The sequence below is a fragment of the Devosia honganensis genome, assembly GCF_042648785.1.
GTDB lineage: Bacteria > Pseudomonadota > Alphaproteobacteria > Rhizobiales > Devosiaceae > Devosia > Devosia honganensis.
Genome location: NZ_JBHRYD010000001.1, coordinates 736,354 through 751,776 on the forward strand (window position 1 = coordinate 736,354; position 15,423 = coordinate 751,776).

12 protein-coding genes and 1 pseudogene are annotated in these 15,423 nt (G+C 66.1%); 3 read left to right on the forward strand and 10 right to left on the reverse strand.

Annotated elements, in window-relative coordinates; genetic code table 11:
- Positions 1–43: 43 nt before the first annotated feature.
- The 3 genes and pseudogenes from ACFOOL_RS03535 to ACFOOL_RS03545 all read right to left on the reverse strand — a co-directional run.
- Positions 44–134: pseudogene (locus tag ACFOOL_RS03535) on the reverse strand (UvrB/UvrC motif-containing protein); the annotation flags it as partial.
- Between the two features lie 160 nt (positions 135–294).
- Positions 295–1,860, reverse strand: a complete 1,566-nt coding sequence (locus ACFOOL_RS03540) for a cisplatin damage response ATP-dependent DNA ligase (protein ID WP_380094909.1) — start codon at positions 1,858–1,860, stop codon at positions 295–297.
- Positions 1,857–2,858, reverse strand: coding sequence for a ligase-associated DNA damage response exonuclease (locus ACFOOL_RS03545; protein WP_380094910.1), 1,002 nt, complete (start codon positions 2,856–2,858; stop codon positions 1,857–1,859). The genes ACFOOL_RS03540 and ACFOOL_RS03545 overlap by 4 nt, the downstream gene beginning before the upstream one ends.
- A gap of 106 nt (positions 2,859–2,964) precedes the next feature.
- Between ACFOOL_RS03545 and ACFOOL_RS03550 the strand changes: the two genes are divergently transcribed.
- Positions 2,965–3,978 carry an alpha/beta hydrolase gene (locus ACFOOL_RS03550; RefSeq protein WP_380094912.1) on the forward strand — a complete coding sequence of 338 codons (1,014 nt, stop codon included), beginning with the start codon at positions 2,965–2,967 and terminating at the stop codon, positions 3,976–3,978.
- A 12-nt stretch (positions 3,979–3,990) separates the two neighbouring features.
- Here the strand turns inward: ACFOOL_RS03550 and ACFOOL_RS03555 are convergent, their stop codons facing one another.
- From ACFOOL_RS03555 to ACFOOL_RS03575, 5 genes are all read right to left on the reverse strand, one after another.
- The gene (locus ACFOOL_RS03555; protein ID WP_380094913.1) at positions 3,991–6,900 is read right to left on the reverse strand and encodes an insulinase family protein; all 2,910 of its coding nucleotides are present in this window, start codon (positions 6,898–6,900) and stop codon (positions 3,991–3,993) included.
- A gap of 103 nt (positions 6,901–7,003) precedes the next feature.
- Positions 7,004–7,978 carry an aldo/keto reductase gene (locus tag ACFOOL_RS03560; RefSeq protein ID WP_380094916.1) on the reverse strand — a complete coding sequence of 325 codons (975 nt, stop codon included), beginning with the start codon at positions 7,976–7,978 and terminating at the stop codon, positions 7,004–7,006.
- A gap of 85 nt (positions 7,979–8,063) precedes the next feature.
- Complete coding sequence (locus ACFOOL_RS03565; RefSeq protein ID WP_380094918.1) at positions 8,064–8,735, reverse strand: GntR family transcriptional regulator; 672 nt, start codon at positions 8,733–8,735, stop codon at positions 8,064–8,066.
- Between the two features lie 89 nt (positions 8,736–8,824).
- Positions 8,825–10,129, reverse strand: a complete 1,305-nt coding sequence (locus ACFOOL_RS03570; protein WP_380094921.1) for a Gfo/Idh/MocA family protein — start codon at positions 10,127–10,129, stop codon at positions 8,825–8,827.
- A gap of 87 nt (positions 10,130–10,216) precedes the next feature.
- Positions 10,217–11,128, reverse strand: a complete 912-nt coding sequence (locus tag ACFOOL_RS03575) for a LysR family transcriptional regulator (protein ID WP_380094924.1) — start codon at positions 11,126–11,128, stop codon at positions 10,217–10,219.
- Between the two features lie 89 nt (positions 11,129–11,217).
- On the opposite strand from ACFOOL_RS03575, the gene ACFOOL_RS03580 reads away from it, so the two are divergent.
- Both ACFOOL_RS03580 and ACFOOL_RS03585 read left to right on the forward strand, forming a co-directional pair.
- On the forward strand, positions 11,218–11,838 hold the full coding sequence (locus tag ACFOOL_RS03580) for a class I SAM-dependent methyltransferase (RefSeq protein WP_380094926.1): 621 nt from the start codon (positions 11,218–11,220) through the stop codon (positions 11,836–11,838).
- Positions 11,839–11,963: 125 nt separating this feature from the next.
- Entirely contained in the window at positions 11,964–13,475 is a 1,512-nt protein-coding gene (locus tag ACFOOL_RS03585; RefSeq protein WP_380094928.1) for a helicase HerA domain-containing protein, read from the forward strand.
- Between the two features lie 14 nt (positions 13,476–13,489).
- Here ACFOOL_RS03585 and ACFOOL_RS03590 read toward each other — a convergent pair whose 3' ends face one another.
- Both ACFOOL_RS03590 and ACFOOL_RS03595 read right to left on the reverse strand, forming a co-directional pair.
- Positions 13,490–14,356, reverse strand: a complete 867-nt coding sequence (locus ACFOOL_RS03590; protein WP_380094931.1) for an aldose 1-epimerase family protein — start codon at positions 14,354–14,356, stop codon at positions 13,490–13,492.
- 94 nt (positions 14,357–14,450) lie between these two features.
- Positions 14,451–15,359: a DUF72 domain-containing protein gene (locus ACFOOL_RS03595; RefSeq protein ID WP_380094934.1), complete on the reverse strand. Its 909-nt coding sequence runs from the start codon at positions 15,357–15,359 to the stop codon at positions 14,451–14,453.
- Positions 15,360–15,423 lie beyond the last annotated feature (64 nt).

Sequence of the window (15,423 nt, forward strand, 5' to 3'; positions counted from 1 at the left end):
AGGCCCATCTGGCCCGGCGGCGGCTGGCCCACCAGCGCCTCGCCTTCGCCCCTGAGCCGCGCGATCTCGTCGCGCAGGCTCGCCGCCCTTTCGAAGTCGGACGCCGCCGCGGCCGCTTCCATCTCCTTTTCCAGCGCCACGAGGCGCTGGTGATTGCTCCGCGATGACATATCGCACCACCATGGTTCGGACCGAGAGCGGCGTGCGTTCCATCGAACGCAGTGCGCCGCTCCGGCTCTTTGTTGGCGCATCGGATTTTCTGAAAACCGCGAGTACACTTTTCGATCCGATACCCTAGCCGAGGAAAGCCGCCATATCCTCCAGCCGCGCCGCTTCGCCGGCCGGCTTGTCCCATCTTATCCGGTTGATGCGGGGAAACCGCAAGGCGATGCCGGATTTGTGCCGGCCGCTTTTCTGCGCGCTGTCGAATGCCACCTCGAACACCAGTTCCTTCCTGACCTCGCGCACCGGCCCGAAGCTCGCCACGCTATTGGCGCGGATCCAGCGGTCGAGCTGTTTCAGCTCCTCGTCGGTGAAGCCGAAATAGGCCTTGCCGATCGGCACCAGCTCGTCGTCGCGCCATACCCCGAACGTATAGTCCGAATAATAGGAGCTGCGCCGTCCATGCCCGCGCTGGGCGTACATCAGCACCGCATCGACCACATTGGGATCGCGCTTCCATTTGTACCAAAACCCCTTGGGTCGCCCCGGCACATAGGGACTAGTGCGCAGTTTCAGCATCACCCCCTCGTGGCCATGGCTTTCCGCGCCGCGCCGGCGCAGCTCCGCCAGTTCCGCCCAGCCGGCGAAGGGGAGGACCGGAGACAGGTCGAGCCGGGTCTGCGGATTGCGGGACAGCCATGCCTCCAGCCGCTCCCGCCGCCCCTCCCAGGCCAGCGCGCGAATATCCTCGTCACCATCGAACAGCATGTCATAGAGCCGCACGAAGCCGGGCAATTGCGCCATCTGCCGGGGGTTCGCCACCTTGCGGTTGAGCCGCTGCTGCAGGTCGTTGAAGCTCAGCGGCTCGAAATCGTGCCCCACCAGCAATTCCCCGTCGAGCACCGCCCGCCCCATCGCCGCCTCAACCACGTCCGGAAAACCGGCGGCGATGTCGTCGCCGGTCCGCGAGAACATCGAGGCCCGGTCCCGGCCCAGCACCAATTGCACCCGGATGCCGTCCCATTTCCATTCGGCGGCGAAATCGCGCGGATCGAGCCGCTCGAAATCGCGCTCCTCGACGGGGTTGGACAGCATCAGCGGGTGGAAGCGCGCCGTGTGGTCGATATCGGGCCGCCCGGCCGTCCCCTCGAGCCAGGCGAACAATTCCCCATAGGGCGGGGCGATGCCGTGCCAGACCTCCTCGATATCCTGCAAGGGGACGCCGCTCATCTCCGCCAGCGCCGTCTTGGCGAGGCGCGCCGAAACCCCCACCCGCAGCGCCCCGGTGGCGAGCTTGACCAGTGCCCAGCGCTCATGGATCGCCGCCCGGGTCAACAGGCCGCCGATCACCCTCGGCAAGTCCGCCTTGCCGGTGCGGTTGAGCAAGGCCACGAGGTCGTGAAGGCGCGGCAATTCCCCCTCGCCCCGATGCGGCCAGATGAGGGCGATGGTCTCACCCAGATCGCCGACATAGTCGTAACTCAGTGCAAAGAGGGTCTCGTCGACCTCGGCCAGCACCGTCTCGCGCAGCAGCGCCGGCTTGACGTTGCTTATGTCCATCTCCCCGGTCAGCACCGCAAGGGCCAGCCCCCGGTCGGGGTCGGGCACTTCGGAAAAATAGCGCGCCAGCGCCGCGATCTTGCGGGTTCGCGAGGGGGTGAGGGCAAGAAGCTCGAGCAGGTCGGCGAAACGCTTCATTCCCCGCCCTCCCCGCCATCGTCGTCAAGCCCGGGCAGCGCCAGCGGCTCGGCCGCAAGACCCTGCTGGCGGCACCAATAGACCAACGCATCCTCCCGCCCATGCGTCACCCAGACGGTGCCGGCGCCGCTTTCGATTATGGACTGGTTGAGCTCGCCCCAATCGCAATGGTCGGAAATCACCAGCGGCAGTTCCACCAGCGCCTGCCGCGCCCTTTGCTTGATGCTCATCCAGCCCGAGGCCTGGCAGGTGACCGGATCGGGAAAGCGGCGGCTCCAGCGGTCGCGAATGGAAGACGGCGGGGCGATGACGATCTCGCCCGCCATCGCCGCCCTGGCCATGCCGGTGGCCGGCAGCAGCTTGCCCAGCGGCACGCCCAGCTCCTCATAGAGTTCGCAGAGCCGGATCATGGCCCCGTGCAGATAGATCGGCCGCTCCCAGCCGGCATCGCGCAATAGCGCGATCACCCTTTGCGCCTTCCCAAGGGCGTAGCAGCCCACCAGATGGCAGCGCCCGGGCTGGTCCCGCACCGATTTCAGCAGCCGCGCGATCTCCTCCTGCGGCCGTGGATGCTGGAAGACCGGCAGGCCGAAGGTCGCCTCGGTGACGAGCAGGTCGCAGGCCACCGGCTCGAAAGGCTCGGCGGTGCGGTCGGGCAGGCGCTTGTAATCCCCCGTCACCAGCGCCCTTTGCCCCTCCGCCTCGATCAGCACCTGCGCCGAGCCCAGAATGTGGCCCGCCGGATGCAGGCTCACCACCGTCCCATCGATGGTCAGACGCTCGCCGAAGCGCAGCGGCTCGAACCGCGCGGCACAATCGGCGCCGTAGCGCGCCTTCATGATGGCGATGGTTTCGGGCGTCGCCAGCACCGCCCCATGGCCGCTGCGGGCATGATCGGCATGGCCATGGGTGATGATGGCGCGCGGCCTCGCCGCGCCGGGATCGATCCAGGCATCGATGGCCGGCACGTAAAGATCGCGGTCGATGATGAAACCCATGGTCCCTCCGCAACGTCGAAGCCCGGCGGCCGGTTCAATCCCGCAAGGAGGTCGGCCTTGCCATCGCCGCCCCATCGCCTAAAACCATGCCGAGCAAGGAGGCCCCATGCGCAAGACCCACCACGCCCCCGGAACCATTCATCGCCTCACTGTCGAGAGCAAGGCGCTTGCCGGCAATCGGCTGGGCGATCCGACCACCCGTATCGTCGACGTCTATGTGCCGCACGGCCATGATGGTGCCGGCCTGCCGCTGCTTGTCGATCTGGTCGGCTTCACCTCCGGTGGTCCCGCCCATACCGCCTGGCGGGCCTTCGGCGAAAACGTTCCGGAACGCCTCGACCGGCTCATTGGCGAGGCGCTCATGCCGCCCGTCGTCGTCGCCTTTCCCGACTGTTTCTCACGCCTTGGCGGCAATCAATATGTGAACAGCCCGGTGCTGGGCAATTACGAGGATTTCCTGACCCGGGAAATGCTGCCGGCGGTCGAAACCCGTTTTGCCTGCGGCGGGGAGGGCCGGCGCGGGGTCTTCGGCAAGTCCTCTGGGGGCTTCGGCGCCCTCGTCCATGCCATGCGGCACCCCGATATCTGGGCCGCGGCCGCCAGCCATTCGGGCGATGCCGGCTTCGAGAACCTTTATATCCCCGAATTTCCCGCGACCCTGCGCGCCCTCGCCAAACACGACAATTCCATCGAGGCCTGGCTTAAGGCTTTCGAGGCCAAGCCCAAGCTCGACGGCAAGGACACCATGGTGCTGATGCTGCTGGCCCAGGCCGCCAGCTTCGACCCCGATCCGAACCCGGAAACCTTTCTGGGCCTGCGGCTCCCCGTCACCTTCGACACCTGCGAGCTGATCGAGGAGCGCTGGAACAACTGGCTGGCCTGGGACCCGGCCCGCATGGTGCAAACCCATGCGCAGGCCATCGGTCGCTTGAAAGCCTTCTTCCTCGATTGCGGCACCGAGGACCAGTACAACATCCTCTACGGCACGCGGCGCATCCACAAGGCGCTGGAGGAGCGGGGCATCGCGCACCGCTACGAGGAGTTCCCGGACAACCATTCCGGCATCGACTACCGCATGGATATCAGCCTGCCCTTCCTCGCCCGGGCGCTGAGCCAATAGGGCAGGCCCGGCTCACACCACCTTGCCGATCTCCAGCAGGCCGGGCCGCCGGGCATTGGCGGCGTCGATCGCCGCCTGCCCGCCCAGAACCACCACATGCCCGTCGCGCGCCACCGCCTCCAGCGCCTCGGCCAAGGCCAGGAAATCGGCGCGGCTGGCCGAGAGAATCTCATCGCGCCGCTGCTGGCGCAATTCGTCCGTGGTGCCGTTCAACAGACGCCACATGGCCGCATAGCCCTTGGCATCGGGAAATTGCGGCCGGTCGAGATCGCCCACGACGCCGATCACCGCCCGCACCAGATCGGCCTGGCCGATCTCCCCGCGCAACGCAGCCGCCGCGCCGTCATAGACGTCGAGCGTCTTGAGCAGATTGGGATCGCGATAGGAAAGGAAGGCGAAATTGCCCGAGCTGATGTCGAACCGGCTCGAGCCGCCATAGGCGCCGCCCTGCACCCGCACCTTGTCCCACAGATAGGTGGTGTTGAGCAGCCGCAGCGCCACGCTCGCGGCCGCGCCCAGCTCGATACCCATGGCCTTGAGATTGGCGCCCTTGCCCACATAATTGACCTGGGCGGGAATGACGAGGCCCTCGTTTCTCGGCGCGGGATCGATGCGCCAGTCCGCCGCCGGCACCGTCTCGTCGGGCAGCGAGGAGACGAAATGGGCCAGCTCCTTTTGCGCCCGGCTCCACAGCTCCCCTTCCGCCGTCACGTTGACCACCATGCCGCCGCGGTTGAACAGGCGCGCTTTCATGGCCCTGAGCGTGGCTTCCACGCCGGGCCAGTCGCCATCGATGCGCAAGATGAGATCGCGCAGGAATTCGAGATAGCTCACCCCGTTCATCTGCTCGGCGATCCAGCCCGCCTCGGTCAGCCCGGCCTTGATCCTGGTGTCGACGATGGCGTTTCCGGCCGGCACCAGCCGCGCTTCGAAGCCCGCCTTTTCCTCCAGCGCCATCTGCCGGAACCGCTCGCGATTGCCCAGCTGCGCGTCCAGCAGCACGTCGCCCATGATGGCGAGCATGTCGCGGAAACGGTCCGGCACCGCCTTGCCCGAGAGGAAGAACCAGGCGGCGGTGCCCGCCTCGTCCTGCCGCGTCGCCACGGCCCGGTGCTGCGACAGCCCGCCGGTCATCCGCCCGATGCGCTGGGTGAGGGATACGAAATCCTCCCGGCTGGTGCCGGTCTGCAGGAGCGCGCGCCCGAACAGCGGCAGAAAGGGCAGCATGTCGCTGTCCAGCACATGCAGATCGAAGCCCAGATCGAGATAGACGATCCCCAGCGTCGGCAGGTCGTGATAGAGCACCCGCGCCCCCGAAAGGCCGCTTTGCTCGGTCGGCACCTTGCGGATGCCGCGCTCCAGATCGGCCAAGGCGAGCGCCGGAATCCTGGTGAGGTCCTCGGGCCGGTCGGCTTCCTCCTGCAGGGCCTTCAACCGCTTCGTGCGCTCGGCTATTCCGGCCAGCGCCGCCTCGTCCAGTCCATCCCTTATCGCAGCGAGCTTTTCCGCCTCCGCCCGCGCCTCGCGCTCCGCCTGGCCCGGATCGGCTTCGAGCCGCGTCGTCAGGCGATGGGGATTGTCGAGAAAGAGCCGGCGGATTTCCCCTTCGAAATGGCCCGAGGCCGCCTTTTGCTTCAGCGCCTCCAGCGCCTCCTCGAAGCGCAGCGGCGCCAGCGGGTCCCCGCCATGCAGCCAAGTGCCCAGCGCGGTGAACATATAGCTCATGCCGCGCGGCTGCGAGCCGGTATTGTGCTCGCGCAAATTGAATTCGAAGGTGTTGAGCGCCGCTTCGCGCTGCTCGGCGGAAAAGCCGGTTTCGGCGATCTCGGACAGCGTCTCGAGGATCAGTCGCTCGACCTTGTCCGCATCCGCCGGATCGATGCCCTTGAGCCCGAAAACCCCCATGGGCTGGCGCAGATAGGAGGAAATGCCGCCCCCGATCATGCCTTCGCCCAGCCCGCTCTCGGTCAGCTTCTTGCGCAGCGGCGCCGCCGGATTGCCGGCCAGCAGGTAGCCCAGCAGGCCGTTGCTGAGCATTGCCTCGCGGCTTTCGGGCGGATCGAGCATCCAGGCGAGGCTGACCATGCCGTCGCGCCGCTTTTGCCCGTCGATGGAGCCGGCATAGGTGCCATGCACGGTTCGCGGCTCGTTCCAGCGCTGCTGCAGCTTCACCTCGGCATCGACATGCTGCGGCTCGAAGCGGCTGAAATAACCATCGAGAATATCGAGCCGCCGCGCCGGGGGATCGTCGCCCGAAAACACCACCAGCGCATTGGCGGGGTGGTAATGGGCCTGGTGGAAGCGCCGGAACTGCTCATAGGTGAGGTCCGGGATCGCCTTGGGATCGCCGCCCGAGCTCTTGCCATAGGTGGTGTCGGGATAGAGCGTATTCTGGCTCAGCGTGTGCATCACCGAATCGGGCGAGGAATAGACACCCTTCATCTCGTTGAACACCACGCCCTTATAGACCAGCGGCCCCTCCGGGCTTTCGAGCTCGTAATGCCAGCCTTCCTGCTCGAACGTGTCCCGGCTGATCAGCGGAAACAGCACCGCATCGAGATAGACGTCGACGAGATTGTAGAAATCCTTGAGGTTCTGGCTGGCCACCGGATAGGCGGTCTTGTCCGGGAAGGTCATGGCGTTGAGGAAGGTGTGCATGGAGCCCTTGAGCAGCTCCACGAAGGGCTTCTTCACCGGATATTTTTCACTGCCGCACAGGACGGAATGTTCGAGGATATGGGCGATGCCGGTCGAATCCCCGGGCGGGGTCCGGAAGGTGATGCCGAACACCTTGTTCTCGTCGTCATTGACGAGGCTGAGCACCTCCGCTCCCGTCTTCCTGTGCCGAAAAAGCTGCGCCTGCGAATTGATCTCGGAAATGGTCTCGTCGCGCAAAAGCTCGAAGGCGGGATGGAGGGACATGAAACACTCTTTTTGTCAGGCCGAACGGCTAAACTAGGTACCAGCCGCCGCGGCTGCTAGTGCCGCGGCGGCTGGAAGTGGAAACAATTCTTCCGTCCCCGCCTCAGATACCGCCGCGAATTTCCGGCTTCACTTCCTGTTCATACCACTCGCCGAGCTGCTTCATCAGCGCCGGGAACAGGCTCTTATGCTCGCTGGCCGCCACATTGTCGGCGATCTGCTCGGGCCGGGAGACGCCGGCGATCACCGTCGAGACTTCGGGATGGTCGAGTATCCAGCGCAGCGCGAACTGGCTGAGCGTCATGCTTTCGGGTGCCAGTCCCTTCAGCTCCTGCACCAGTTCCACCCCGCGCTCGAACCGGATGCCCGAAAAGGTTTCGCCCACCGAGAAGGCAGCGCCATCGCGATTGTAATTGCGGTGATCGGTTTCATCGAACCGGGTGTTCTTGTCGTATTTGCCGCTCAAAAGCCCGCTCGCCAGCGGCAGCCGCACGATGATGCCCACATCCCGCTCTGCCGCCCGGGGCAGCAATTGCGTGGCCGCATCCTGGCGAAAGAGATTGAAGATGATCTGCAAGGTGGCGCAGCCGGGCTGCTCGAGGCAGAACAGCGCCTCCTCGATGGTTTCGACGCTGGCGCCCCAGTGGCGCACCAGGCCCTCGTCGCGCAATTCGTCCATCCACCCGAAAATGCGCCCCTCGCGCAGCACCTCGCCAGGCACGCAATGGAGCTGCGCGAGGTCGAGCGTCGCAACGCCCAGGCGCTTCGCCGAGCCCAGGAGGCTCTCGCGCAGGCCCTGCTTGGAATATCTGTTGGGAAAGAGGCTGCCCGCACGCCCCACCTTGGTGGCCACATGCACCAGCGGCCCCTTGGCATGGGCGCCGATACGGCTTTCGCTGCGCCCCCCGCCATAGACGTCGGCGGTGTCCCAGAAACTGATCCCGGCATTGAGCGCATGGTCGAGAATGGCATTGGCCATGTCGTCGCCCAGCGGCCCGAACTCGCCGCCCAACTGCCAGCAGCCGAGGCCGATTTCGCTGACCTCGTAACCGGTCCTGCCCAGTCGCCGCGTCTTCATCGCTACCTCCCGATATTGCGCCGCCGCCAGTTTAGACACGGGGGCGGGTCCGAAGAAACCGGCAAGGCGGCCGATGCGACCGATGCTATTCGAAATAGTCGGGGAAATCCGCGATGGTCTGGCTCAGCAGCACATCGGCTCGCGCCAGATGCTCGCGCATCGCCCTTTCCGCATCCGCGGCATCGGCCCGGCCCACCGCCTCGGCGATTTTCTTGTGCTCAGCGATGGCGCGCTCCTTGGAGGAACGACCCAGCGTCAGATAGCGCACCCGGTCGAGCTGTATCTTGTGGTCGTCGATGAGCTGCCAGGCATATTCCACGCCCGCCAGCCGCGCCAGGCTGCGATGGAAGCTCTCGTCCAGCGCGTGGAAGCGCCTGGTGTCGTCCACTTCCGCAGCCGCCTCCTGCTCGGCGATCAGCCCCGCCAGCACCTCGGCGGCCTCCGGCCCCGGCTGCGCCGCCACCCGGCGGATGATCTCCACCTCGATGCTTTCGCGGATGAACCGGCTTTGCTGCACGCCATCGGGCGAGATCTTCTTCACCACCGTGGCGCGCTTGGGCCGGATCAGCAGCAGGCCCTGCTGCGCCAGGCGGATGAAGGCCTCCCGCACCGGCTGGCGCGACACGCCGTAGCGCCCGGCGATGTCGCTTTCCGAGATCACGTCGCCGGGCTTGAGCGCCATGGTCACGATGTCGTCGCGCAAGGCGCCGACAACGCGCATGGCCATGGTCTCGGAACTGGTTTCGGGCAGTTTCACCGGCATGGTCCTGTTTTCTCCGCTCCGACCTTGGAGCCTCGCTAGGCCGAACGCTCCCCTCGCCGCCGACAGTCCACAGGATTTTTGCGCTAAAGCGTGATCCCCGCTTCCTCGAGCATCCTGTCGATTTCGATCCGCGCGCCGTTCTGGGCGATGGACCGGTTGGCGGCGATCCCGGTCAGGATCGACCAGGCCCCCGCCACCTGATCCGAGGCGCGGCCATATTTGTCTTCCGGCATGCCGTTGGGATCGAACAGATAACCCAGCATGATCGGGTCGGCGCCGCCATGGCTGCCCTTGCCGGTCCAGACATCGATCTTCCTGGGCAACTCGCCGGCCAAGTGCAGTTCGGTGGTGATGGCCTCGACCCCTTCCTCGCCGCCCCGTTCGCGGAAGCCGCCGGCGAACACGCCATGCACCTCGATATGCTTGTGCGTCAATTCGCCCTTGGTGCCATGGAATTTCACCTCCAGACCCTCCCAGGGGGAATAGGCCACGAGCGTATAGTTGAGCGAGGCGCCCGAGGCATATTGGGCCTGCACCTGCATGGTATCCTCGATGGTGATGTCCTCGGCGAAGACGCATTTGTCGCGCCAATAGCCGTCATCCTCCTCGGCATCGAGATAGAGCGCCTTGAGCGGCTCGTCCGCCTCAAGGTCCATGCGGAAGGCGCATCGGTCGGCCACCGGGCAGGTATGGCAGCGCTCGCCATGACCCTCGAGGCCGAGCTTTACGGCCATTTCCGGCGTATAGAAATCCAGCTTGCCGGTCGCCGAAACGGTTTTGGGGGTGGACGCCACCCACCAGTTGAGCAGGTCGAAATGGTGCGTCGACTTATGCACCAGCAAGCCGCCCGACTTGTCCTTGTAGCGGTGCCAGCGACGGAAATAGTCGGCCCCGTGCACCCGGTCCAGATACCAGCGGAAATCGATGGCGGTGATCTCCCCGATCGTGCCGCTCATCAGGATTTCCTTGAGCTGGGTGCGGGCCGGCGAATAGCGGTAGTTGAAGGTGACGGTGACCTTCCTGCCGGTTTCGCGCTGCACGTCGATGATGCGCTTGAGCCGGGCCAGGTCGATGGTCATCGGCTTTTCGGTCATCACGTCCTTGCCGGCCCGGAGCGCGCGCACGATATATTCGTCGTGCAGATAGTCCGGCACCGTGACGATCACCGTATCCGGCTGCTGCTCGGCCAGCATCTGGTCGAAATCCTCGGCCAGATAGGTGGCGACGCCATTGCCGCCGCGTTGGGGAACCTTTCCGGCCGACAGCGCCAGCCGGCTCTGATTGACGTCACACAGGGCCACCAGCTCCGCCGTTTCGGCGTGGGTCTGGGTAACGGCGTCGCGGAACATCTGGTGCCGGCCACCTGTGCCGACGATTGCATATTTCATTTGGTAAAGGTCTGACGTCTGGTGTTGAGGGGGCCTGAACCAGCCGGTTCAATCTTCCATACAAGATTGAACATTCGCCTGCCGGTGTCAATTGTCGTCCGCCCCGGCGGGATGCAAAAGACAGTCGGCCAGCACGTCGAAGACGAGGCGGATACGGGCGCTGGTGCGCAGCTCCCGATGCGTGGCCAGCCAGGTCGGCACCGGCACGCCTGAGAAGTCGGGCCAGGCATCCACCACCTCGGGCGTTCGGCGGGCCACCACGTCCATCATGATGCCGATTCCCATGCCCCGCCGTACCAGATCCCAGGCGACCAGCCCGCTATTGGAGAGAATAGGGAAATTCTTCTTCCCCAGCGGCAGGCCGTGCCGGCGCAACTCACCCAGCAGCACGTCGACGCTTTCGCTGAAGCCGATAAAGTCGGCCAGGGCCAGCGCCTGCGACGTTGCAGGCCGGCCTACGCTTTCGAGATAGGCCGGGGTCGCATAGAGCCGCGCCGAACTGTCGGGGCAGCGCCGGGCGATGAGTTCGGCCTCGCGCGGCGGCACGTGGCGGATGGCGATATCGGCCCGTCGGCGCATCAGATCTTCCACCTCGTTTGAGGCCACCACGTCGATCACGATCCCGGGCGCTTCCCGCCGCAACCTAGCCAGAACCGGCGGCAGGACGTGCCGGGCATAGACGTCGCTGGCGGTGATCCGCACCAGCCCCTCGACCGACTGGGATTGGCGCGACGCCAGAAGCGACACAAGCTCGACCGCCTCGTTCATGGCGTGCAGCGGTGCCAGCATGTCCCGGCCTGCCTGCGTCAGGCTGAGGCTGCGCCCGACGCGTTCGAAGAGCGTCACCTGCAAGGCCGCTTCGAGCGCGGCGACCTGCCGGCCCAAGGTAGGCTGGGTCAGCCCCAGGCGCCTTGCAGCACCAGAAAGCGAGCCGGCCTCGACCGTGGCGAGAAAGGCGCGAAGCTGGTTCCAGTCGATCCGGTCGGCATCCCTATCCATGCGTTCTTGTATAAGCAATCTGCCTGCATAGGCAATTTCCATTGATGCGGCGCAGCGCTATCCTTCGTCCGTTCGCAAGGAGTTCCACCATGGCCGCCAGCACTTTCTGGAACGCCATCGCCAGCCGCTACGCCGCCCAGCCCGTGGCCGATGAAAACGCCTATCAGGTCAAGCTGGCCGAGACCCGCCACCGCCTGCGGCCGGACATGGAACTGTTCGAATTCGGCTGCGGCACCGGCTCCACCGCCGTGATCCACGCATCCTATGTCCGCCATATCCGCGCCGTCGATTTTTCCAACCGTATGCTCGACTTCGCCCGCGCCCGGGCCGCAGAGGCCGGCATCGGCAATATCACCTTCGAACAGGGCGATATCGAGAATATCGCGCTCGTCCCGGAAAGCCTCGACATGGTGCTGGGCCTTTCCATCCTGCATTTGCTGCGCGACAAGGAGGCGGTGATCGCCAAGGTGTTCGCGGCCCTGCGGCCGGGCGGCTTTTTCGTCTCCAGCACCGCCTGCATCCGCGAGGCCACGCCCCTGCTGGGCTGGATCACGCCCCTCACCAATCGATTGGGCCTGCTGCCCTATCTCGACGTCATGGACGCGACCGAGTTGACCGGGGCCATTACCGCTGCCGGCTTTGCCATTGAGCATCGCTGGCGGCCCGATGCAAAATCCGCGCTCTTCGTCATCGCACGCAAGCCGGAGTGATGCCTGTGAACCTCTTTGTCCCCACTGCCCCGAATCGGTAACGGTTCGTGCTAACCATGCGCTGATCAATCACAACCGTGCCTTCGCCTTTCCTTCGGGATGCGACACGTCCAACCGGGGAAACAATGCAGGTCGCCATCGATATGGGAGAAGGCCGGGGAACCGGCACCGCCCGCATGGATCTGGAGGAACTGCTGGCCACACGCCTGCTCGTTCAGGGCAATTCCGGCTCGGGAAAATCCCATCTCCTGCGCCGCCTGCTCGAACAATCGGCGCGCTGGGTACAGCAATGCGTCATCGATCCCGAGGGCGATTTCGTAACGTTGTCGGAGCGTTACGGCCACCTCGTCGTCGATGCCGCCCGCACCGAGAACGAATTGACCCGCATCGCCGCCCGCGTGCGCCAGCACCGCGTCTCGGTCGTGCTCAATCTCGAAGGGCTGGACGTCGAACAGCAGATGCGCGCCGCCGCCGCCTTTCTGGGCGGCATGTTCGATGCCGACCGCGATTACTGGTATCCGGTGCTGGTGGTCGTGGACGAAGCCCAGCTTTTCGCTCCGGCCGCCGCCGGCGAAGTCTCGGACGAGGCCCGCAAGCTATCGCTCGGCGCCATGACCAATCTGATGTGCCGCGGCCGCAAAAGGGGCCTTGCCGGCGTCATCGCCACCCAGCGCCTCGCCAAGCTGGCCAAGAACGTTGCGGCGGAAGCCTCCAACTTCCTCATGGGCCGCACCTTCCTCGATATCGACATGGCCCGCGCCGCCGACCTGCTGGGCATGGACCGCCGCCAGGCCGAGCAGTTCCGCGACCTCGAGCGCGGCCATTTCGTCGCCCTGGGCCCGGCCATTTCCCGCCGTCCCCTGCCGGTCACCATCGGGCCGGTGGAAACCTCGGCCCGCTCCACCAGTCCCAAGCTGACCCCGCTGCCCGAAGCACCGGCCGACGCCGCCGACCTCATCTTCACCATGGACCCCGAGGAACTGGCGCGGCCCCTGCCGCGCCGGCCGACGCCGCCTCCGCCGCCCTCCACCAATGAATTGCTGGCGCAACTGGCCAAGGCCCGCGCCGAGGCGCCGGCCGAACCCACCTCGCTCTTTCCCGAAATCGACGAGGCCGAGCGCGAGGAACTGATCGCTGCGGTGATGGCCGAACTGCTGGGCGATCCCGATGCCGGCTTCCGCACCACCGCCGTGCTCTATCAGGATTTCCTGGTCCGCTGCCGCATCCGCCGCGTCCCCGGCGAGCCTCCGGCCTTGCCGGCCTTCAGGCGCCTGCTCGCCGTCGCCCGCGCCGCACCGGATGAACAGGTCGCCGCCTCGGGCGGCTGGCAGCAGGCCCTTGCCCTGTCCGAGACCCTCACCGACGACGTGCAGGGCGTCTTCCTGGTCGTCGCCCAGGCCGCGCTGTCCGGCGGCCCCTGCCCCTCCGACGCCACCCTGGCCCGCCTTTACGGCACCCACTCGGCCAGCCGCGCCCGGCGCCTGCTCACCTGGTTCGAGGAACGCGGCCTCGTCGTGCTGCGGACTGATTTCCGTGGCCAGCGCATCGCCGCCTTCCCCGATCTGAGCGTCGAGACCGCACCCGGCGATCCCGAGGGACCCGACATGCTGAGCGATGAGCGCGGCGCGGCGGAATAGCCGGGCGAGCGGCCTCAGCCCCGCAATTCGGCACGGAAACCGTAGCGTCCCGTCGCGCCCGGCCCCAGCAGTTCCGAATAGGGCCGCTCGGCCAGATCGTCCGACCCGCCCACTTCCGCCGCCGTGCCATGCCAGGGCTCGAAGCAGATATAGCCCGCTCCCGGCCGGCTCCAGAGCGCGAAATTGGGCAGATTGTCCCAGGTGAAATGCACTTGCGGCCCCTCCTCGGGTCCATAGACGAGACCGGCGCCGGCGCCTTGGGGAAAGATCATGGCATCGGCTTCGAACAGGCCATGGTCGAGCTCGAGGCGGCCCTTGCGGAACGGCGACGCCAGCGCCCGGGTCTCCACCAGCCCGCCCGAGAGCCGGTGCAGGGCCGGCTCGCCGCCATTGTCGAGGATGACGCGATGCGCCGCAGCCCCCGCTCCCGGCAGCGGCCAGGCGAAGGCGGGATGAAAACCGATGCCGAAAGGCATGACCCGGCTGTCGCGATTGGTCACCCACGCGCTCACCGATACGGCGCTCCCCTCCACCTTGTGCTCGATATCGAGCTGGAAATCGAAAGGATACATGGCCCGGCTCGCCTCGGAGGCTTCGAGCCGGTAGACGCAGCGATCCGATTCCTCCACCAGCAGGGCGAAATTGCTGCGCCGCGCGAAGCCGTGCTGGCTCATCTGGTAGCGCCTTCCCTCGATGCTGACGCTGTCGTTCGGCGCCCGCCCCACCATGGGGAACAGGACCGGCGAGCGGCCGGTCCAGAAGGTGGCGTCGCCATGCCAGAGCCAGTGCCGCCCGTCGCGGGTCTGGATCGACTGCATTTCCGCGCCCAGAGCGGCGATGTCCACGGTAATCTGGTCGTTGGCGATGCGGGTGAGTTGCATGGCGCCTCTCCGGCGGTTGCATTCTGGGGCAGCGCACCCTAGTCGTTCCCGCGCATTTGGAGAACCCGCCCGTAGGGCTGCGGTGAACAAGTCCTCAATGCGCCGGGCGGCCCGCCTCCGCATCCCACCGGATGTCGAGCCGTTCCATCAGGCCCTGCGCATCGCCGGGCGCCATCAGCTTGTCGGTATTGTCGAAGAACACGAAGACATCGCGCGGCCTGCCGTCCTGCGTCGGCCCGGTGACGAAATGACCGTCGGTGGCGGCGCCGCGCGACCAGTGGCCCACCCGCCGCGCCCAGCGGTCGAGCTCCCGGCCCGCATAGCCGGATTTATAGAGTTCGGCCGAGCCGTGCAGCCGGCAATAAACAAAGTCGGCGGTCACATCCATCAGCAACGGCCAGTCCACCGTATCGGCGCAGACCAGGGCCACCCCATATTTGCGCAACAGCGCGATGAATGCCGGGTCGCGAAAGCTCTCATGCCGGATCTCCATGGCATGCCGCAATCTCCGCCGGCCGCCATCGCCGTAGTCGGCGCGGGCGCGCAACCGGTCGTCATGTTTCCGCGCCAGCTCCGCCGCCTCCGTGCTATCGCGCGGCAGCAAGCGGAAAAACGCCTCGATACGGTCGGCGTCGAACCGGAAGGAGGCCGGGAACTGCCACAGCACCGGCCCCAGCCTGTCGCCCAATACCAAGGGCCCCGAGGCGAAGAAATTGGCCAGGGCCGTTTCGGGGCGCTCGAGCCGCAGCATATGGGTGAGGTAGCGCGAGCCCTTGACGGCGAACACGAAACCTTCCGGCGTTTCCGCCGCCCAGCGCCGGTAGGCGGCCGGCGTCTGCAACCTGTAAAAGGTGCCGTTGATCTCCAGCGCATTGAACCGGGAAGCGGCAAAGCGCAACTCGTTTCTCTGCACCAGCCCCTTTGGATAGAAATTTCCGCGCCAGGGACGATAGGTCCAGCCTGAAACGCCGATCCTGATTTCGCCCTTCTTCCTGCCGCTCACCTGCCGATCTCCATGAACCATAACGCCGGCATCGAGAACTGCGTTGCCCTGCGCCCCCCGAAAC

Bases quoted from the DNA above. Each gene is read 5' to 3' on its own strand.
- ACFOOL_RS03570 (WP_380094921.1), bottom strand. From the start codon at position 10,129: ATGAAATATGCAATCGTCGGCACAGGTGGCCGGCACCAGATGTTCCGC.
- ACFOOL_RS03580 (WP_380094926.1), top strand. From the start codon at position 11,218: ATGGCCGCCAGCACTTTCTGGAACGCCATCGCCAGCCGCTACGCCGCC.
- ACFOOL_RS03540 (WP_380094909.1), bottom strand. From the start codon at position 1,860: ATGAAGCGTTTCGCCGACCTGCTCGAGCTTCTTGCCCTCACCCCCTCG.
- ACFOOL_RS03585 (WP_380094928.1), top strand. From the start codon at position 11,964: ATGCAGGTCGCCATCGATATGGGAGAAGGCCGGGGAACCGGCACCGCC.
- ACFOOL_RS03590 (WP_380094931.1), bottom strand. From the start codon at position 14,356: ATGCAACTCACCCGCATCGCCAACGACCAGATTACCGTGGACATCGCC.
- ACFOOL_RS03555 (WP_380094913.1), bottom strand. From the start codon at position 6,900: ATGTCCCTCCATCCCGCCTTCGAGCTTTTGCGCGACGAGACCATTTCC.
- ACFOOL_RS03560 (WP_380094916.1), bottom strand. From the start codon at position 7,978: ATGAAGACGCGGCGACTGGGCAGGACCGGTTACGAGGTCAGCGAAATC.
- ACFOOL_RS03550 (WP_380094912.1), top strand. From the start codon at position 2,965: ATGCGCAAGACCCACCACGCCCCCGGAACCATTCATCGCCTCACTGTC.
- ACFOOL_RS03545 (WP_380094910.1), bottom strand. From the start codon at position 2,858: ATGGGTTTCATCATCGACCGCGATCTTTACGTGCCGGCCATCGATGCC.
- ACFOOL_RS03575 (WP_380094924.1), bottom strand. From the start codon at position 11,128: ATGGATAGGGATGCCGACCGGATCGACTGGAACCAGCTTCGCGCCTTT.